Here is a 19,931-nt window from a genome sequence, read left to right as displayed (position 1 = left end):
ATGTAGTTATGTACCTAAAATATGTAGAAATCCCCTTTTTGTGTATGTCATCTAATCATTAAGAAGATTGTTTGGTTAGAGTGCCTTTTTGCCTTTGTTCAACGAGACGATCTAAAGAAATATATACAATACCTGCAACTAAACATCCTACAGCTAAAATTGTAAATAGAAAGTGGCCAAGTAATCGATCTAATAAAAAACCCCCAAGAAGTGGACCAAATGCATTTCCTGTAATCCACTGCAAACTTGCAGCCCCCATATAAGTCCCTCTCAAATGCTCAGGGGCCAAATTCGCTACAAACGTCATCTGTACAGGCGACATAATCATCTCACCTAACGTATATATGGCATAAACGAACATTAATGTAATTAAAATAACGGTAGCATTTGTATCTAATCCTCCAAACCACTTCGGTAACCAGCCTATGAAAAATAACCCAATCCCGAACAAACATGCACCATATAACATCGTCTTTCCGACAGGTTTATCTGTGGCCCATTTTGAAATTTGAAATTGGAACAACACAACTAATAGTCCGTTTAACGCCATTAAATATGGGTATGGATTGTTAGTTCCAAAAATATCTTTCATTTCATTATCAAAATGCAATGGCAACATGCCTTCTGTTTGAGAAAATCCCATCGAAATAATAATACCTGCTAATAAATAAATCATCAGTGCCTTATCTCGCAATACAATTTTCCACACCACTCCTGATTCCTTTTCGTTATCCTCTTCCTTATTCGCACTCTTTGGCATTGTCTCTTGAATGAGAACGAATACAAGTAATGCATAAAATAACATCGTAGACGAGGCAATAATAAACACGAGATTCTTCGACAACATAACTACTGAAGCCCCCATTATCGGGCCAATTGCAGCACCTATATTATGCCCCATCCGCAACAAACCATATGCTTCTGTTCTTTTTTCTGGCGCCGTTACATCCGCAACCATCGCTGATGCAGCTGGATGAAATAAAGAATTACTTAACCCTAAAAAAACCGATAAAATTGCATAGGGAATAAATCCTTCTATAAATAAAAAACCGAGCATTAATAATGCATTACTCGTCATCGAAAATATCATAATCGGCTTTCGTCCATATATATCAGCAATTCTGCCACCTATAATGGATCCAAAGCTCGCAGCAATTGGAGAAAGCGCCATAATAACTCCAACCTGTAATAATGAATCCACCTTATCTTTTAAATATAACGCAAAGAAAGGCATCAACATCATCATCGCAATTCCATTTAACGTCTCACCAATAAATCGAATCCATACGTTACGGTCCATCTCCCTTAATTCACGCCACGTATTCTTCATAAATTCCCCCCTTAGTTCCCCAACAATTATATTATATATAGAATCAGAAAAATACAAATTTTCAAACTAAAAATTACCACATTAATCTTTGTCGAAATAAGTAGAAATTCTTATGAATACGCATTATCTTGATCATCCTTTCTATATATCTTTCTATAACTTTTTTTGGTATTATTATACATGTCGATTCCATAAAAGAGGCATGCTCCGTTATTGAGCATGCCTCTTTTTATTTATTTCACAGTATATGATCCCTCTTCAATCCAGCTATACATATATTTTTCATCTTCTGTTTCATGTGCTTGTTTTACAATACGAAGCGGACGGAATGTATCTATCATAACAGCTAATTCAAGCGTTTCTTTTTTCCCTATACTCGCCTCTGTTTTCCCAGGATGTGGACCGTGAGGAATGCCGCTCGGATGAAGTGTAATAGACCCTTCCTCCACACCTTTTCGGCTCATAAAGTTACCTTCTACATAGTACAGTACTTCATCGCTATTCACGTTACTATGATAATACGGTGCCGGAATAGATTCTGGATGATAGTCATATAAACGTGGTACGAAAGAACAAATAACGAAATTGTGACCCTCGAACGTTTGATGCACTGGGGGTGGCTGATGAATACGACCTGTGATTGGCTCAAAGTCCTCAACATTAAAGACCCACGGATATAAATAACCATCCCAACCAACAACATCTAACGGATGGTGCCCTAAAACATGTTTATGCATATAGCCTCGCGACTTTGTCATTACGACAAACTCACCTTTTTCATCATACGTCTCTAATTTTTCAGGGCCACGAATATCTCTCTCACAAAACGGGCTATGCTCTAACAATTGTCCATATTCATTACGATAGCGACGCGGTGTTGTAATTTGACTATTTGCCTCTACAACAAGAAACTTAGTCTCTCCTTCATCTGGAATAACACGATAAATCGTTCCAATTGGGATTGTTACATAATCACCTTTTCGATAGTGAATCGTTCCGAACATTGTTTCAATTTTTCCTGTTCCGTAATGGACAAACAACATTTCATCGCCATCACCATTACGGTAGAAATAATCCATTTTTTCTGTCGGAGTCACTACTCCGATTAATAAATCTTCATTTCCAAGTATAAAGTTTCTTCCACTTACTGCATCACCACTTTTTTTATTTTCTTTCGTGCGAAAGTGACGATGAGAAAGAGCAACATCTTCTTCATACTGCAACTGACAAGAATGTGATAATGCCGCATGCCCTACTTCCGTTGGCATATAATGATGATACAAAATAGATTGCGTACCAGAAAAACCTTTTGTTCCCATTACCTGTTCACGATAAAGCGATCCATCTTTTTTACGGAATTGTACATGTCGTTTATGAGGTAGCTCCCCCATGTGACGATAAAACATGCTCATCACCTGCTTCCTTTTCTTTTTTGACCGTATTACGTAATGTACCTAAACCAGTAATCGTAAGCTCTACCACATCACCATCTTGCAGCCACTCTTCTGTACCCAGTTCTAAAATACAACCTGTTCCTACTGTCCCAGAACCAATCACATCACCTGGGTATAACGTAACATCTTCCGAAGCACGTTCAATCATTTCAGCAAATGTATAGTAAATATCTTGGAAGTTCCCTTTTGATAATAGCTTTCCATTCACATGAGCAGTCATCTCTAACTCATAACGGTCACCGTTGCGGTAAACATCTAATTCCTCTTTCGTAACAAGGTGCGCTCCTAATGAAGTTGCAAAATCTTTTCCTTTCGCTGGACCAAGTCCTACCTTCATTTCTGTTGCTTGTAAGTCCCTTGCACTCCAATCATTCATAATACAATAACCAAAAATGTATTCCTCTGCTTGCTCACGAGAAATATTTCTTCCTTCTTTCCCGATTACGCAAGCAATCTCTAACTCATAATCAAGTTTTTCAGATTTTTTCGGACCAATTACAACATCATTCGGACCAATTACAGCACGATGGTTCGTAAAATAAAAAACCGGGATATCATACCATTCTGGTACAACATCTAGCCCTCTTCGGCCACGTGCCGTTTTTACATGCTGCTCAAACGCGTAAAAATCCCGAATACTACTCGGATTAGGAATCGCTGCTGCTAATTGCACTTCCTCTAAAGAATATATGCCCTTTTCCGGGTTCTTAATATTACGCAATACTTCTACATACTCATCCGCTTTCTCTAAAAAGGCGAACATAGAAGAAGGTAATTTCCCATCACTAGCAAGATTCATATCGATTACTTTGTCACCTTCAAGCCATCCAGCTCGCATTTCTTTTGAAGGAAGACGAAATGTAACAAATTTCATCATGATTCCTCCTTATGAAAATGAAATTTCCACCAGCAAAAGAATGATTGCTGGTGGATATAAATTTTATAAATTCCCGCGACGCTCTTGTTCTCTTTCAATTGATTCGAATAACGCTTTAAAGTTTCCTTCTCCAAATCCACGAGAACCTTTACGCTGAATGATTTCAATAAATAAAGTTGGACGATCTACAATTGGTTTCGTAAAGATTTGTAGTAAGTATCCTTCATCATCGCGATCTACTAAAATCTTTAATTCTTTCAACTTATCAATTTCCTCATCAATTTTTCCAACTCGTGCAGTTAACTCATCATAATAAGTATCTGGTGTATCTAAAAACTCCACACCATTTGCACGTAGCGCTTCTACTGTTTTAACAATGTCATTCGTTAATAAAGCAAGATGCTGTACACCTGCTCCATTATAGAACTCTAGATATTCTTGAATTTGTGATTTTCTCTTTCCATCTGCTGGCTCGTTAATAGGGAACTTAATACGACTTCCATTTGTCATAACCTTCGACATTAATGCTGAATACTCTGTACTAATATCATCATCATCAAAATGGATCATTTGTTTAAAGCCCATAACGTTCTCGTAATAACTAACCCACTCTTCCATCTTTTCAACATTACCAACTACATGGTCTACAGCAATTAAACCTGACTCTTCAAATGGAATATCAAACTCAGCCTTTTGGAATCCTGGCATAAATGTCCCTTTATAATTTTTACGCTCTACAAGCGTATGAATTGTATCACCATACGTACCAATAACTGCTTTTTTCAATGTACCGTTCTCATCTGTTAACTCTACAGGCGGAGCAATTGCGACGGCACCACGTTTCACTGCTTCTGAGTATGCTTTATCAACATCGTCAACAAGTAATGCCACATCTTTTACGCCATCACCATGAGTCTTTACAAACTCTGCAATACGATTGTCACTACTTAAAGCCCCAGACACAACGAAACGCATATTTTTTTGCACAAGAACATAAGATACTTTTTCACGATTACCAGTTTCTAATCCAGAGTAAGCCACAATTTTGAATCCGAATGCTCTCGCAAGATAATAACTTGATTGCTTTGCATTTCCTACGTAAAATTCCAAATGATCTACATCACGTACTGGAAAAAAGTCCTCCATTTGTGCAGCTAGTGTATCCATAGATTTTTGTTTCATAAAATCCTCATCCCCCTGTAAATAGATTAAATGGTCCATACTTAAAACCAACCGAAAACGCTTCCAACATCAATTAATAGAAATTAGTTAGCAAGCTAACAAATTCTGACCTTTAAAATTTTCTATCTTTTCTGTCAAATTCCTCTTTTTTTCTTACATATAAAATTCGACTTTTTTCTCTTTAAAATATAGAGGGGGCTATTAATACTTGAAGGGATATATAGAAGAAAAATAAAAAAGACCCCAACATATTAATTACTTACTAATATGCTAGAGTCTTTATTTTTTTTGAATAATTGTATTTATATGTCTCATACTAATACTTTTGCAAGGAATAGAATAAATGATGTTAATACTACCGCTCCACCTAATGATCCTAATAAATCTGTTTTTGTTACTTGTAACACTTGTTCACTGTTCATATTCCTCATTCTCCTTTCGTTTTATAAGATTTAAAACTTCTATTACACTAATACACTTGATAAAAATACGATTAACGCTGTTAATACTACTGCTCCACTTGCCGATCCTACGAAGTCACCTTTTGTTACTTGTAATACTTGCTCTTTCATATTTTTCATTCTCCCTTCATTTGTTTTTTGTTACAAAACTTCTATTATACTAATACGCTTGATAGGAATACGATTAACGCTGTTAATACTACTGCTCCACTTGCTGATCCTACGAAGTCACCTTTTGTTACTTGTAATACTTGCTCTTTCATTTTGCATTCTCCTCTCTTTTTCTTTTTTACAAAACTTCTATTATACTAATACGCTTGATAGGAATACGATTAATGCTGTTAATACTACTGCTCCACTTGCTGATCCTACGAAGTCACCTTTTGTTACTTGTAATACTTGCTCTTTCATTTTGCATTCTCCTCTCTTTTTCTTTTTTACAAAACTTCTATTATACTAATACGCTTGATAGGAATACGATTAATGCTGTTAATACTACTGCTCCACTTGCTGATCCTACGAAGTCACCTTTTGTTACTTGTAATACTTGCTCTTTCATTTTGCATTCTCCTTTTTAATAAGTTATCTATATGTAATTTCTAAGAAATGTTTATTTCATAGTTTTTATGTTAACGTTACATTAAATTTGATAACGTAACGTTTGTAACATTAATGTAACATAACTATTGTTACCTTGCAATATAATTACGTAAATTTTATTACACTTTTTTTACGTTTTTTTATAAATACCTTCAAAAACCTTGATTTAATGCATTTTCTACTAAATCCACGTTTGTAACATTCATGTAATATTACAGTCATATAACGAAACATCCCCATACCTCCCTCTACTTTTGTTACAAAGTAAGATAAACCTTTCATTAATAAAGTAGAATCTATCAAATTCTTACTGATAGTTCATGAGAGATAAAATACAATCTTTCCAAGATAAGTTTATATGTTTCCTCTATATAACTATGTATAATAAGAACAAAGAGGTGGTCATTTTGAAATTAATCGCATTAGATATGGATGGTACACTACTATCATCTAATCTTGAAATCTCCAAAGAGAACTTACAAGCTATCCAAACTGCAAAAGAGGCTGGTCATATTGTCATGATTTGTTCTGGCCGTGCAAAAGAGGATGCTTTGAAATTATTGGAAGAGTATAAACTATCTCTTCCAGTTGGAGCGAGCAATGGGGCAATTGTTTATGTGGATGGAAAAGTAATTAACTCGCGTTGTTTACAAAACGATAAAGTATACAAGCTTGCAAAATTACTAGAATCTGAGGGTTTTCCTTATAAACTATATACGAATAAAGGAGTTTATTCTCCGTATACATGGCAAGATCAAGTCATGCAAGCGTTCGAAGAAAACAAGCATGCACTAGATGTTACACTTGAGGAACTTGAAAGAATTACAGAAAAACAAAAGAAGTCAAACTTAATTACTGATTTCCAAAAGATTGAAGATGTTGTAAATAATCCAGAATTAGAAATATCTAAATTCTTTATTTTGACATTTAACGCAGGGCATCGCGCACAGCTATTAAGTATGTTACAAGAAGATACTGATATTATGGTTACAGCATCTGCTCCTACTAATTTAGAAATTATGGACAAGAATGGACATAAAGGAAATGGACTGAAACAAATGGCAGCCCATTTTAATATACCAATTGAAGATACAGTTGCTATCGGTGACAATTTTAACGATGTACCCATGTTAGAAGCAGCTGGTTTATCAGTTGCAATGGGAAACGCTGAAGAAGATGTAAAAAAACTATGTGATGTTGTAACATTAACAAACAATGAACATGGTGTTGCTCATGCAATCGAGCGATTTGTATTGAAACAAACTTCATCTAGTAAATAAAAAAAGGACTCTTTCAATTTCTGAAAGGGTCCTTCTCTTTTATACATGATGACAAGCAACAAAATGCTCTGCACCAACATTACGGAATTCTGGTACTGTTTTTTTACAAACATCTGTTGCGAATGGGCAACGTGTATGAAAACGACAGCCCGAAGGTGGATTTGCTGGACTTGGAATATCCCCTTCTAGTATAATTCGCTCTCGCTTCACTGTCGGATCTGGTATTGGAACAGCTGATAACAATGCTTTCGTATAAGGATGTAGCGGATTGGTAAATAACTCATCACGCGGCGCTGTTTCCACAATCGTACCTAAATACATAATTCCAATCTTCGTACATAAATGCTCTACTACGCTTAAATCATGCGAAATGAACAAATAAGATAGTCCCTTTTTCTCCTGTAGCTCACTAAATAAATTAATGATCTGTGCTTGAATAGATACATCTAATGCTGCCACAGGTTCGTCAGCTACAATAAATTCTGGATTTAATACCATAGCTCTTGCGATAACGATACGTTGACGTTGTCCACCCGAAAATTCATGAGGGTACCGATCAATATGATATGGGGCTAAGCCACATAACTCTAATACTTCTGTCACTTTTTCACGAACATTTTCTTTCTTCGCTATTCCGTGAGCTAACATCGGTTCACCAAGCGCTTCCCCAATTCTCATTCTTGGATTTAATGAGCTAAATGGATCTTGAAACACAAGCTGCATATTAGGACGATGTTTTCTTAATTCTTCCTTAGATAAAGAGTGAACATCTTGCCCTTTAAACTTCACTTTACCCTCCGTTTTTTGGACGAGACGTAAAATTGTTTTTCCTATCGTCGTTTTTCCGCTTCCTGATTCACCAACGAGACCGAATACTTCGCCTTTCTTAATAGTAAAACTTACTCCATCAACTGCTTTTACATGTCCAACCGTTCTACTAAATATGCCGCCTTTAATCGGAAAATATGTTTTTAAGTTTTTTACTTCTAATAATGGTTCACTCATTGTTCCGCACGCTCCTCATATAACCAGCAAGCTACTTTATGATTCTCATCATGTACATTCAAATTTGGTGCTTCTTCTTTACATATTTCCATACAATGCTCACAACGACCGCTAAAGTAGCAAAACTCATCCAAACCAACTAAATTAGGAACTTGCCCTGGAATAGAATATAGTTTATCTATTCGTTTTCCCATCACTGGTTTTGATTTCAACAATCCTTTCGTATATGGGTGTTTCGGATTTTGAAATATCTCTAGTACCGGTGCTTCTTCAATAACTTTCCCGCCATACATAACGACAACGTAATCAGCCATTTCTGCTACAACGCCTAAATCATGTGTAATTAATAAAATGGATGTTTTAAATTCCTTTTTTATTTGCCTTAATAAATCTAATATTTGAGCTTGAATCGTAACATCAAGAGCCGTTGTCGGTTCATCAGCAATTAATAACTTAGGATTACAACTAAGTGCAACAGCAATCATAATACGTTGTAACATACCACCGCTCAGTTCGTGTGGATAAGAATGGACGATTTCATCCGCGCGGGCTATACCGACTTTACGAATTAACTCAATTGCCTTCTTATATGCTTCATTTTTACTAAGTAATTCATGTTCCCTTAACGTCTCTACAATTTGTTCCCCTACAGTAAAGACTGGATTTAGTGATGTCATCGGTTCTTGGAAAATCATCGCAATATCATTCCCTCGTAAACTACGAAGTTCTTTCTCTTTCATTCCTAAAAGACTTTTTCCTCCATATAAAATGTCTCCACCTACTACACTGCCTGATTCAGCAATAAGTCCCATAATAGATAAAGCCGTTACACTTTTCCCGCAACCCGATTCACCTACAACACAAACCGTTTCACCTTCTCGAACAGCAAAACTAACATGATTTACAGCTTTTACTGTTCCTTCTTCTGTCTGAAAGTGTGTTTGTAAATCTTTCAGCTCTACTACCACTTTACTCATATTCCCTCACCTACCGTCTCATCTTTGGATCTAACGCATCACGAAGTGCATCACCAAGTAAATTAATGGATACAACTGTTATAAAGATTGCAAAACCAGGCGGAATCCATAACCATGGGCGCTTTTGGAAATCAAGTAATGAGTTCGCTGCACTAATCATATTCCCCCATGATGGTGTAGGTGGGACAACGCCGAGACCTAAGTAGCTTAGTGCGGACTCTCCTAAAATAGAACCTGCAACGCCTAATGTGGATACAACAATTAATATTGGTAAAACATTAGGAATTAAGTGATATATAATTTTTCGGTAATCTTTTATCCCTAACACATCAGCAGCTTGCATAAACGCTTGCTCTCTAAGTGATAAAATTTGACCTCTTACAAGACGCGCAAGCCCCGGCCAACCTACTAAACTTAAAATAATCATAATGACATATAGACGATAATCAGATGGTACTTTCCACTCTGATAAAATCGCTCCCATTATAATAAGTAACGGTAATCCTGGCATCGACATTAAAATATCGGCAAGACGCATAATAATATTATCAACGATGCCGCGATAAAATCCTGCAATAGCCCCTAATACAGCTCCTAATATCACTGATAAAACCATAGAAGCTAGGCCAATCGTTAATGAGATTCGTCCTGCTTGCATAAGCCTCGTTAAAATATCTCTTCCCAACTGATCTGTACCGAGCCAATGCGAAAAACTAGGTGGTTTATTAATTAATGTAACTTGTATTTTTCCTGATGCATATGGCGAGAAAAATGGTCCTATAAAACAAAATAAAAACATAAAAATTAATGCATACAATCCTACTAGTGCCATCTTATTTTTCTTTATCTTTTTAAGAGCTTGTCGCCACGGTGATGATTCATTTTTTCTTCTCTTTTTCTCCTTTTTTTCTGTAATCACTGTAATAGTTTCCATCCCATTCCCCTCCTTACTTCAACCGAATACGTGGATCAACAACTGCATATACAATGTCTGCAAAAAAGTTTGAAACAATTGTTAAACAAGAAAGAAACATCGTAAATGCCATTAATACTGTATAATCACGAAAATTAAGTGCCTCTAACTGAATGTTACCGATACCTGGCCAATTAAAAATTTGTTCAATAATAATTGCTCCTGAAAATAAACCTGGTAATTCAAATGCCAATAAAGTAATCGCCGGTAAAATAGCATTTTTTAATGCATGTTTATAAATAACAGTCTTCTCTTTTAAACCTTTTGCTCGTGCCGTCCGTATGTAATCTTGTCTTACAACCTCTAACATACTCGTTCTAAAGTAGCGCGTTAATGAACCCACACCAAGAAGGGTCAAAATAAATACTGGTAAGACCATATGCTTTGCTACCTCTATTACATAAGCAAACCCTTTTGAATTACTACCAACATCAATCATTCCACCGATCGGCAATAACTTAAGGTCAACTGCAAACACCTTAATTAGAAATAGACCAATAAAGAATGAAGGGAATGACATTGCTGCAAAGACACCAATCGTTACAAGTTTATCGAATAAAGAATGTTGCTTCGTCGCCGATAATACGCCGATAATAAGTGCAATTAACCAAATAAAAAATAATGCAATAATCGCTACACTAAACGAGTTCCAAATAAACTTATTTAATAGTGATGTTACAGGTTCTTGATATTGCAGCGAAAAGCCAAAGTCTCCTTGCAATGCATTACCTAACCAATGAAAATAGCGCTCGACAATTGGTTTGTTCAATCCATACAATTCCCTAAGCTCAGCTGCTCTTTCCGGTGTAATCTTTGGATTTGAATCAATATAATCACCCGGAAGAAGTGCGAACAGGAAGAAGATAATAATTGATGTTCCAAACAGTGTAGGAATCATTTGTAGCAACCTACGAACAATATATGTTTTCACCCTTTTTCTCTCCAATCTAATGCTTAAAATAGAAGAACATTTTTTCAAATCGGCACATTTCTAACCGAATGAAAAAATGTCTTCTACTTATACATTCTTCTCGTTATTTTTCAAATGATAATACTGGTAAATTTGCACTAATACTATTGTATTTTTCAGGATCAATTCCTTTTATATTCCCGTTATAACCAGTAATTGTTCTACGATAATTTAATAGAATTACTGGCGGATCATCACTTAACTCTTTATAAAGTTCTTTATAGATTGGTTTACGTTTTTCAATATCTACCGTTTCAATACCTTTTTGAATTAACTCATCTACTTTTGAATTTTTATAACCAAGACTCTTCTCATTGGCACTAGATAAATATTCACCAGCTGTTTCACTCGGGTCACTTGTAATTGGTGTCGAAACAGAAGCCAAATCATAATCACCTTTGTTAACTTTTGAAAGCATTGTATTAAAGTCCATGAATTCAGGGTTAAATTCTACACCTATCTCTTTATAATTCTCTTTCGCAATTGGAATTAATAAGTCACTATCTTTAGCCGAACTTGGACCGAAATAAGAAAGTTTTAATTTTTGACCATCTTTTTCCCGGATTCCATCCGATCCAACTTTCCACCCTGCTTCATCTAGTAACTTTTTCGCTTTTTCTTTGTCATACTCATATTTATTAACGCCTTCTTCTGTGTAAGCCCAAGAAGTCGGATGAATTGGTACATTCGCTACCGTACCGTATCCTTTGTATGCTGTATCAACATATTTTTTACGATCTAATCCGTAGATAAGTGCTTGGCGAACCTTTTTATCCTTTAAGTACGGCTTATTATGATTCATATAAACATAACTAAATGACGGTGCTGTTTCGATTTGGATATTTGCGAATTCTAAAGCCTTAGCCTGTTCAAGAACTTCGTCACCAGTACCTAAGCCAGTGTGGTCAACCTCACCTGTTTGGAATAACTGAAGCTTCGTATCGCCAGAAGTAATTTTATAAATGAAGTTTTGAATTTTTGGTTTACCCGCATAGTAATTTTCATTTGCTACAAAACGAACTTCTTGACCTGGAATATACTTTTCAAATTTATATGGACCCGCAGCTAGTGGTTTGCCATATAAATCTTTTAAGTAATCTAAACTTGTATTTTGTTTGTAATCTTTTCCGTAATAAGCTTTTGATAGTACTGTGCTACCAAAAACAAATATAGCTTGTGAATTAACCTTTTCAGTCGTAATTTTTATTGTTTGTGGATCGACAACTTGAATACCTTCAATTGAAGTTGCTTTTCCTTCTTTATATTCTTTACCACCTTTAACTGCATATTGAGAGATGTCCACTTCGCCTTCATATGCCTTATCATGTAAAAGTGTCAATGTGAACGCTACATCATCCGCTGTTAATGGCGAGCCATCGCTAAATTTCAAATCTTTACGTAAATGGAATGTATATGTTAATTGATCAGAAGAAACGTCCCACTTCTCAGCTAATTCTGGAATTGGTTTCCCCTGTTTATCGGTTGATATAAGAGATGCAAAAATAACTGAAGTTACGTTTCCATCCCAACCATTTTGTTGGAAATATGGTAAAAATACGCCGCCTGGTTTGTTAATCCCAACTACTAACGTATCTTTTCTATTCTTCGCTTTATCTGGCACTTTCGTTTTATCTGTCGCAGCGATCTTTTCAATTTTTATATTTTTTAAATCTTGTTGTTTAACCGGTTCTGTAGAAGCCGTATCTTCCTGTTCCCCACAAGCAGATAACACAAGCGAACTACTCAGTAATACCGAAAATACACCAGCCCATTTTTTTGTCTTTTTTTTCATTGTCCCCACCCTAACTTTTTAATAGTTATACCCTGTGAACTTATTACCTTATGTATGCCTCCCACAGCATGTTTATAGCCAATCGGAAAAGTCGGTTTTAATCGTAAAAAAATAGATGTTTTTGAGGGGTAACAATCCTATTCCGACCTTTCCGGTAGACTTTATGGTTATTAGCTTATATCGTAGGTTATATTTTGTCAATTCTTTCTAAATAAAAATTTTGAGAATTTTTTCAAAGTTTTTGTTCTATCTTTAATTTAGGTAAACTTAACAAGATACCGTTATAGTTATCTTCTTGTAATCCTTGAATGCGCGCATGATGTGCAGACACAACCTTACTATTAAACATGTCAATCATTCTCTTTTAATTCGTATAAAAAAACTTAAAAATTCACTTCTATTCGTTCAATATGAAACATAGAATACTAATAACCAATTACCAAAAAGGGGGCGAAAACATGGACAACCTATTCCAATACGTCCTGCACTATGTATTATTAACAATTATGATAGTCGGGGCGCTATTACTATTCCCATTCTTCCCAAAGTTCGTCCTCTTTTTAACTTTTTTTATTATGCTCGGGGTCGCTATTATCATTTCAACAAGGGAAGATACCACACAAAAAGAAAACAGAGTTCAGCGTGTAAAGCTGTAACTCTGTTTTTTTGTTTTCAATCATGCGTTGCCGTTACACATACTTATGTCTCGGGAAATAATTAATCGTCTAAAAAGCTCCTAATACCATCTATGTTTCACAATTTATGCAAGTTACGAAACAAAGATTTATCAAATTTACTGTTTCACGTGAAACACAACTTTATTTATCTCTTAAAGCAAAATAGCAGTATAAAAAAGCGAATCCTTCAGTAAAACTGAAAGAATTCGCTTTTCATTTTTCACTCCACAATATTCTCTAACTCATTATATAACTCCGCTCGTAACAACTCTTTCTTCGTTTTTTCTTCATACAATTGTTCAAGCATTTCAATATCAACTACATGTTCCATCTTACACTCAAGCGTATATATATCTTCTTCTACATGCATTAACTCGGTTTCAATCTCCTCAATATTCCTAGCTTCTTTCTTTTTTACAGGGGCTGTTTCAATACTTTTTCTTCCTTGGCGTTGCTGCTTTATTACTTGCGTCCCCAGCTTTTCCTCCCACTTTTGACGCGCCCATGCATAGTTCCCTGCAAACTCAAATAATTTACGCTCATCAATCCAATACGTCTTTTCAAATAACTTATTTAAAAAATAACGATCATGTGAAACAGCTAAAATCGTCCCATTATATTGTTCAAGAGCTTCCTCTAAAACTTCCCTTGATTCAATGTCGAGATGGTTTGTCGGCTCATCTAAAATTAAAAAATTGATATCTTGATACATAAGTTGCGCAAGTCTTAACCTCATTTTTTCTCCACCACTCAGTTGCGTTACTTTCTTAAACACCGCTGGACCATAAAATAAAAACTTAGCTAATATATGTCTCGCTTTTCCCTCTGTTACAGCTATATATTCTCTAAAAGCCTCTAATACATTACTCTTCCTATTCCCGTACGCATGCTGTGATAAATAACCGATTTTCACACTACTACCAATTCGAATTTCTCCCGCGTCTGGTTCTATTTCTTCTAATAATAATTTTAGTAGCGTTGTCTTTCCTGTACCATTACGACCAACGATGGCCGCGCGCTCTTGAAAACGAACATGTAAATTCACTTCGTTAAATAAGGGGTGGTCAGCAAACCCTTTACTCACTTCTTTCATTACAACAACATCTTTCCCACTTCTCTCTTGCCCTTCAAACTGAAGTCCCATTTGTTTTCGCTCTAAAATAGGTTTCTTTAGTTTTTCCATACGTTCGAGTGCACGTTCCATACTTCTCGCTCTCTTATGCAATCCTTCATTCGGAGGATTCGCCTGATTTGCCCATTCACGTAGTCGCTTAATTGCTTCTTTCATTTTCTTTATTTTCTTTTGCTGTTCTTGATAAGCCTGAAACTCCTGAAGCAACCTTTCTTCCTTCTCTTCAACAAACCGAGAATAGTTTGTATGATACACGTGAATCTCTCCATCTTCTAAATCAAAAATCTTCGTTACAACCTCATCAAGGAAATAGCGGTCATGTGAAATAACCATAACCGTTCCGTTATATTCTTTTAAAAATTGCTCTAACCATTCTACGGCAAATAAATCTAAATGATTGGTTGGTTCATCTAATAAAAGTAAATCTGGTTTCTGCAATAGCATGTATGCAAGACTTACCTTTGTTTGTTCCCCACCACTTAGCTCTAAAAATGACCGAGGGAATAGTTCTATCACCTGTAGACCATTTGCTACCTTCATAATATTCGCTTCGATTTCATAACCACCAAGGAACGCAAACTTTTCTTGGATTACTCCGTATCTCTCCATTAATTTTTGTAAAACAGAAGATTCCTGTTCTTCCGCCATATGTTTTTCTAAAGTACGTATTTCTCTTTCTAATTCTTTTTCTATTTTAAAAGCGGAACTCAATACTTCATATACAGTCATACTCTCATCAAATTTCGGAATTTGTGCCACATGACCAATACGTGTACCTTTCTTCATATGAATGGCCCCTGCATCCAAACTTTCCATTCCAGTTAGAAGCTGAAAGATTGTTGTCTTCCCGCTACCGTTACGACCAACTAACCCAACACGTTCACCACTCTTTATTTCAAGCGATATATTTTCAAATATGATATTTCCACCAAAAGATTTCGTTACATTATTTACACTACAAATTGTCATTTTCCGTACTCCTTTCAATATAAAAAACCATGGGAAAGAAACATTCCCCATGGTTTTCGGCATAGAAAAAGGAAGCTAAATAGCTCCCTTTTCACACGTTTATTAAAAATGGGTGAAGAGATTTCTATCGTTCAATAGCTACTATGCAATTGTTAAAAAAGGACAGACGTATCCCGTTAACAACTACATCATGAAAAATCGCACGACAAAAATAGATAAAATCTAAAAATTTGGTACGTGCAGCTAAAGAACGTTTCATCTCATTCACCTCTTTCGTACGGAATTTAATACTTACTTCTTTATTATACTTTCCCATTTCATGTTTGAATAGTCATTTTTCTGAAAATAATGAAGATAGACTAAACATTTCAATAAGTGACATCAAATCTTACAAAACTGTTATGTTCACGTAATGGAAAGCGATAGTACGAAAAGATGCCTCCCTATACAATAAAGATGTAAACAAGAGAGACAACAAAAGGAGGAAACAATCATGATGAAAGAAATCGTAAAAGCAATCTTTGAGGTATTAGTGAACGGACAAGCAGTTGTAAAAGAACTAAATGAACTATAAAAAGGGGTGAAAGAATATGATGAACATGGTGAAAATGATTTTACACGCTCTAGTTGATGCAAAAGCAGTTAGCCAAGAATTAAACCAACAATAAAAAAGGGGTAAACGAATATGAAGAAAGCCATTATTGTCATCGCAAGTACAGCAATTGCCTTATACACAATAAAGAATAGAAAAAAGAAGCATAATAAAAACGATTTATATTATCCATACACATTATTAAAGAAAAAATAAAAGACAAGGTACCCTGTTGTAATGAGGATATCTTGTCTTTTATTTTTCCTATTCCCTTTAAAGGATTTTCTTCTCCTTTTCCCGAATGTATTAAGCGGGATTTTTACACATATTTTAAAGGGGCATACATACAAATGGATACACAACAACTATACTTTTTAAACGATATTGGCAAACAAAAGCCAGAAAGCATTCGGAATAGAAGCGCTGCCTGTCCTTTTTGTGACAGAGAAAATTTAACGGATATTTTAGCAACTGAAGGCTCAATTATTTGGCTAAAAAACAAATTTCCTACATTAAAAGATACATTTCAAACAGTGCTAATCGAAACAGATAATTGTGAGGACCATATTGCGACATATACAGAAGAACATATGAGATCGCTAATCCGTTTCTCCATTAAACATTGGTTAGACTTACAGAAGAATGAAGAATTCAAATCTGTGATTTTATACAAAAATCATGGTTCCTTCTCAGGTGGAAGTTTGCATCATGCACACATGCAGATTATTGGAATGAAATATGTAAACTACCTCGATAACGTAGAACAGGACAACTTCCAAGGAGTCATTGTACAAAAAAACGCACGCATTGAACTCAATATTTCAGATCGCCCTATTATCGGTTTTACTGAATTTAATATCATCATTGAAGATGTTGAATTCATCGATGAACTGGCAAATTATATTCAGCAAACTGTACGTTACATACTGACAGATTTTCATAAAGGATGTAGTAGTTATAACTTATTTTTCTATCACGTAAGCGGAAAGATCATTTGTAAAGTTGTTCCTAGGTTTGTCGTTTCACCGTTATATGTAGGATATAAAATACCGCAAGTTTCCACAAAACTAGAAGACGTAAAAATACAGCTAGCGGAGTATTTCACAAAACGACATGATGATCCACAAAAAATAGAGTAGGTATCAAAACCTACTCTTTAATTACACCTTTATTTCGATAGTACACATCTTCTAATCCGATGTTATACTTCATATTATTATCCGTCCACTCTGGCCCTAAATTCCCTGGCCATCCAGATGTATTTGCTATATATTTTAGTAATGCAAAATCCGTCAAACCTTTTTGCACCCCGCGCTTATATCCTTTCATTAAATGCGGCATTGCAATTTGCGCATTTGTACGTGGATCTTTTAGCTCATCATCTGTTAAATGATCCGGCGCAAGTCCACCACCGCGATGCAATTGAAACAATCCGAATGAAGTTCCGTTATCTCCAACACTTCTTGGATTTAACCGGCTTTCATGTTCGGCAATTGTAAGAGGTATCCATTCTGGAAGATTGACTTTCTTTGCTTCCTCTATAATAATTTGTTTCATCTGTTTTGCTTCTTCTGAGTCAACATAGCTTGTCTCATTTACTAATTTGCCCATTCCTTCAGACTTTCCTTGGAAATATAAGTACACCCCAAGAACAACTAAAAATCCTACAAAGAATTTCTTCACTACCTCTACCTCTTTCTCCGCTGAAATTTGTCCCCTTTCAGCCTTCTTCCCTTACAATTACCCACACTCTATCATTCTCTTACCCTTTTATCATAGCAAATAACTATACATATTATCATCATGCTTTAGACCGATTTTGTGAAAAAACAGCTGGTAAATACGTGCAAAAATGTAACTTTCATAGACTGAAACGCATTTTTTGTATATAATTGTAAACTGAATTCTAAATATAAACTAGGAGAATAATAATATGAAAAAATGGTTGCTACTCTTATTTAGTTTACTACTATTAATTCCTGTCCCTATTTCCGCACAAAAAAACGAAAATCCAAAAGTCCTTATTTTATACAGTTCGAGCGATGATCAAATTACAAGTGATACCCAAATACTTAATACACAAGTAGGACATTTTACTAATAACATAACAATAAAAAGTATAAAACAGTTAGCTGAAATAACTGATAAATCTTCATATACACATGTTATTTACATAGGTGAAAAACAAGAAGAACTTCCCACTGAAACAAAAGAATTTCTAGAAAATTTCTCAGGACCACTACTCGTTTTAGGTCAAAATATAGAACAATTATCCAAACGTTTTTCATTTATCACACTTAAAAATGAAGATATAAACTCTGATACAATTGAATATCCAACACGTAAACTAAAGAATACATTAGAGGACGAACGATCCATTAAAAACCTTGATACAAATGGAACAATTCTTGCCAATGCTTTAAAAGGAAATACTACTTATCCATTAATTGTACAACAAAATAATTCTTATTATGTTGCAACTTCTAACCTCTTTGATTGGATATCTTATTATATTGGCGAAAGCCTATTTTCTTACTTTGAACAAAAGCCAACGAAAAATAAAGTGGAAGCTTATTTACGTCTTGAAGACGTTCATCCAGCCGCAGATATAAATCAATTAAAAGAAATTGCTGAATTATTAAAAGAGAAAAAGATGCCATACATGATCACTGTTATTCCTGTATATACGGATCCAGAAACAGGTAAAACACTACATTTAAAAGATAAACCCGAACTAGTCGATCTTTTACGCTCTATGCAAGATGATGGTGCAGCAATTATTATGCATGGTTATACTCACCAATTTTATGATAGTGAAACTGGTGAGGGTTTTGAATTTTGGGACGTAAAAACAGACCAACCAATTCGTCAACCGAAGCATGAAAAACCAAAAACAAAAGATGATTTCCCTAATATAGAGGCATATAATACATACGTAAAAAAAGGGGAAAAATTTGAAGAAAAATATACGACTGATCATATTGAAAAAGGCATTCAAGAACTTGTAGATGCCAAACTATATCCTGTCGCATTCGAAGCACCTCATTACACGATGTCTCAAAAAGGATATGAAATATTATCAAGGTACTTTTCAACTTATGTGGGACAACTACAGTTAAGTGATACAACTTGGAAATCCATGCACTCTCCGGCATACAGAAGTACACCATCATTTTTACATGGCATGAAATTAATGCCTGAAACAGTTGGATTTATCGAAGAAGATAAACCACACGCTATTGCTAAAATGAAAGCAAATGCTGTATCTGTTGCCAAATTATCCGATGGAGTTATTGGTGCATTCTATCATCCTTACTTAGGTGTAAAACCATTAAAAGAAGTACTAAAGGATCTAGAAAGTATTCCAAATATAGAATGGATTGATTTACAAAAGGAAACAAATGAAGTGAAAATGAAAGATATTCATATCACTACTAATAAAGACGGTATTCACGTTGAAAAACCAACAAGCGCAAGTGACGTAATGGATTATATAAAACAATATGGATTCTTCCTTATACTCGGTTTCCTCGTTATTGTCTTTCTCTTATTATTAAGACGTGCAAAAAAATTAGAATCCTAATACAAAACCACCAAGCAAAATGCTTGGTGGTTTTTTTAACTTAAACCAAAACGTGGCATATTATTAATAACCCATTG

At 35.1% G+C, this 19,931-nt stretch carries 23 protein-coding genes; 5 read left to right on the top strand and 18 right to left on the bottom strand.

The features are described 5' to 3' along the window. Positions 1–58: 58 nt before the first annotated feature. The 9 genes from ACVWY7_RS23145 to ACVWY7_RS23105 form a co-directional block, all read right to left on the bottom strand. Positions 59–1,330: an MDR family MFS transporter gene (locus ACVWY7_RS23145; RefSeq protein WP_000799745.1), complete on the bottom strand. Its 1,272-nt coding sequence runs from the start codon at positions 1,328–1,330 to the stop codon at positions 59–61. A 233-nt stretch (positions 1,331–1,563) separates the two neighbouring features. Beyond that, positions 1,564–2,736: a homogentisate 1,2-dioxygenase gene (locus ACVWY7_RS23140; protein ID WP_000499919.1), complete on the bottom strand. Its 1,173-nt coding sequence runs from the start codon at positions 2,734–2,736 to the stop codon at positions 1,564–1,566. Next, positions 2,702–3,658 (bottom strand): fumarylacetoacetate hydrolase family protein, encoded by a 957-nt coding sequence (locus tag ACVWY7_RS23135; protein WP_000674023.1) that lies wholly within the window; start codon positions 3,656–3,658, stop codon positions 2,702–2,704. Before ACVWY7_RS23135 ends, ACVWY7_RS23140 begins: the two co-directional genes overlap by 35 nt. Positions 3,659–3,724: 66 nt before the next feature. Further along, entirely contained in the window at positions 3,725–4,843 is a 1,119-nt protein-coding gene (gene hppD, locus ACVWY7_RS23130) for a 4-hydroxyphenylpyruvate dioxygenase (protein ID WP_000810913.1), read from the bottom strand. A 311-nt stretch (positions 4,844–5,154) separates the two neighbouring features. Next, the gene (locus ACVWY7_RS23125) at positions 5,155–5,274 is read right to left on the bottom strand and encodes a DUF3948 family protein (protein ID WP_001984893.1); all 120 of its coding nucleotides are present in this window, start codon (positions 5,272–5,274) and stop codon (positions 5,155–5,157) included. A 33-nt stretch (positions 5,275–5,307) separates the two neighbouring features. Then, on the bottom strand, positions 5,308–5,424 hold the full coding sequence (locus ACVWY7_RS23120) for a DUF3948 family protein (RefSeq protein ID WP_001984868.1): 117 nt from the start codon (positions 5,422–5,424) through the stop codon (positions 5,308–5,310). 35 nt (positions 5,425–5,459) lie between these two features. Beyond that, positions 5,460–5,567, bottom strand: coding sequence for a DUF3948 family protein (locus tag ACVWY7_RS23115; protein ID WP_000664237.1), 108 nt, complete (start codon positions 5,565–5,567; stop codon positions 5,460–5,462). A 40-nt stretch (positions 5,568–5,607) separates the two neighbouring features. Continuing rightward, a complete protein-coding gene (locus ACVWY7_RS23110; protein WP_000664237.1) occupies positions 5,608–5,715 on the bottom strand; it encodes a DUF3948 family protein in 108 nt (35 codons plus the stop codon). A 40-nt stretch (positions 5,716–5,755) separates the two neighbouring features. Continuing rightward, positions 5,756–5,863, bottom strand: a complete 108-nt coding sequence (locus ACVWY7_RS23105) for a DUF3948 family protein (protein WP_000664237.1) — start codon at positions 5,861–5,863, stop codon at positions 5,756–5,758. Positions 5,864–6,311: 448 nt separating this feature from the next. Here ACVWY7_RS23105 and ACVWY7_RS23100 point away from each other — a divergent pair, with 448 nt between their 5' ends. Further along, positions 6,312–7,184 carry a Cof-type HAD-IIB family hydrolase gene (locus ACVWY7_RS23100; RefSeq protein WP_000766412.1) on the top strand — a complete coding sequence of 291 codons (873 nt, stop codon included), beginning with the start codon at positions 6,312–6,314 and terminating at the stop codon, positions 7,182–7,184. Positions 7,185–7,223: 39 nt separating this feature from the next. Here the strand turns inward: ACVWY7_RS23100 and ACVWY7_RS23095 are convergent, their stop codons facing one another. The 6 genes from ACVWY7_RS23095 to ACVWY7_RS23070 form a co-directional block, all read right to left on the bottom strand. Beyond that, positions 7,224–8,189 (bottom strand): ABC transporter ATP-binding protein, encoded by a 966-nt coding sequence (locus ACVWY7_RS23095; RefSeq protein ID WP_073526454.1) that lies wholly within the window; start codon positions 8,187–8,189, stop codon positions 7,224–7,226. Then, entirely contained in the window at positions 8,186–9,166 is a 981-nt protein-coding gene (locus ACVWY7_RS23090; RefSeq protein ID WP_073526456.1) for an ABC transporter ATP-binding protein, read from the bottom strand. The genes ACVWY7_RS23095 and ACVWY7_RS23090 overlap by 4 nt, the downstream gene beginning before the upstream one ends. A gap of 10 nt (positions 9,167–9,176) precedes the next feature. Continuing rightward, positions 9,177–10,100: an oligopeptide ABC transporter permease gene (gene opp4C, locus ACVWY7_RS23085; protein ID WP_000447987.1), complete on the bottom strand. Its 924-nt coding sequence runs from the start codon at positions 10,098–10,100 to the stop codon at positions 9,177–9,179. Between the two features lie 13 nt (positions 10,101–10,113). Beyond that, positions 10,114–11,070: an ABC transporter permease gene (locus ACVWY7_RS23080; protein ID WP_000860736.1), complete on the bottom strand. Its 957-nt coding sequence runs from the start codon at positions 11,068–11,070 to the stop codon at positions 10,114–10,116. A gap of 103 nt (positions 11,071–11,173) precedes the next feature. Further along, positions 11,174–12,901 (bottom strand): ABC transporter substrate-binding protein, encoded by a 1,728-nt coding sequence (locus ACVWY7_RS23075; RefSeq protein WP_073526469.1) that lies wholly within the window; start codon positions 12,899–12,901, stop codon positions 11,174–11,176. A 232-nt stretch (positions 12,902–13,133) separates the two neighbouring features. Continuing rightward, on the bottom strand, positions 13,134–13,259 hold the full coding sequence (locus ACVWY7_RS23070) for a peptide ABC transporter substrate-binding protein (RefSeq protein WP_073526471.1): 126 nt from the start codon (positions 13,257–13,259) through the stop codon (positions 13,134–13,136). A gap of 100 nt (positions 13,260–13,359) precedes the next feature. Between ACVWY7_RS23070 and ACVWY7_RS23065 the strand changes: the two genes are divergently transcribed. Further along, the gene (locus tag ACVWY7_RS23065; RefSeq protein WP_073526473.1) at positions 13,360–13,557 is read left to right on the top strand and encodes a hypothetical protein; all 198 of its coding nucleotides are present in this window, start codon (positions 13,360–13,362) and stop codon (positions 13,555–13,557) included. 241 nt (positions 13,558–13,798) lie between these two features. On the opposite strand, the gene abc-f is transcribed toward ACVWY7_RS23065, so the two are convergent. Beyond that, complete coding sequence (gene abc-f / locus ACVWY7_RS23060) at positions 13,799–15,679, bottom strand: ribosomal protection-like ABC-F family protein (RefSeq protein ID WP_456523993.1); 1,881 nt, start codon at positions 15,677–15,679, stop codon at positions 13,799–13,801. Positions 15,680–15,803: 124 nt separating this feature from the next. Further along, a complete protein-coding gene (locus ACVWY7_RS23055; RefSeq protein ID WP_033681904.1) occupies positions 15,804–15,938 on the bottom strand; it encodes an RAxF-45 family protein in 135 nt (44 codons plus the stop codon). A gap of 426 nt (positions 15,939–16,364) precedes the next feature. On the opposite strand from ACVWY7_RS23055, the gene ACVWY7_RS23050 reads away from it, so the two are divergent. Both ACVWY7_RS23050 and ACVWY7_RS23045 read left to right on the top strand, forming a co-directional pair. Then, positions 16,365–16,487 (top strand): hypothetical protein, encoded by a 123-nt coding sequence (locus ACVWY7_RS23050; RefSeq protein WP_000709145.1) that lies wholly within the window; start codon positions 16,365–16,367, stop codon positions 16,485–16,487. Between the two features lie 134 nt (positions 16,488–16,621). Then, positions 16,622–17,410, top strand: coding sequence for a DUF4931 domain-containing protein (locus tag ACVWY7_RS23045; protein ID WP_073526479.1), 789 nt, complete (start codon positions 16,622–16,624; stop codon positions 17,408–17,410). Between the two features lie 10 nt (positions 17,411–17,420). On the opposite strand, the gene ACVWY7_RS23040 is transcribed toward ACVWY7_RS23045, so the two are convergent. Then, the gene (locus ACVWY7_RS23040) at positions 17,421–17,954 is read right to left on the bottom strand and encodes a transglycosylase SLT domain-containing protein (protein WP_000713259.1); all 534 of its coding nucleotides are present in this window, start codon (positions 17,952–17,954) and stop codon (positions 17,421–17,423) included. 250 nt (positions 17,955–18,204) lie between these two features. On the opposite strand from ACVWY7_RS23040, the gene ACVWY7_RS23035 reads away from it, so the two are divergent. Further along, on the top strand, positions 18,205–19,854 hold the full coding sequence (locus tag ACVWY7_RS23035; protein WP_073526489.1) for a DUF2334 domain-containing protein: 1,650 nt from the start codon (positions 18,205–18,207) through the stop codon (positions 19,852–19,854). Positions 19,855–19,931 lie beyond the last annotated feature (77 nt).

This window comes from Bacillus sp. TE9106W (assembly GCF_054062215.1).
Note: the sequence above shows the minus strand (reverse complement) of the source record. Positions and strands in the feature narration are given on the sequence as shown.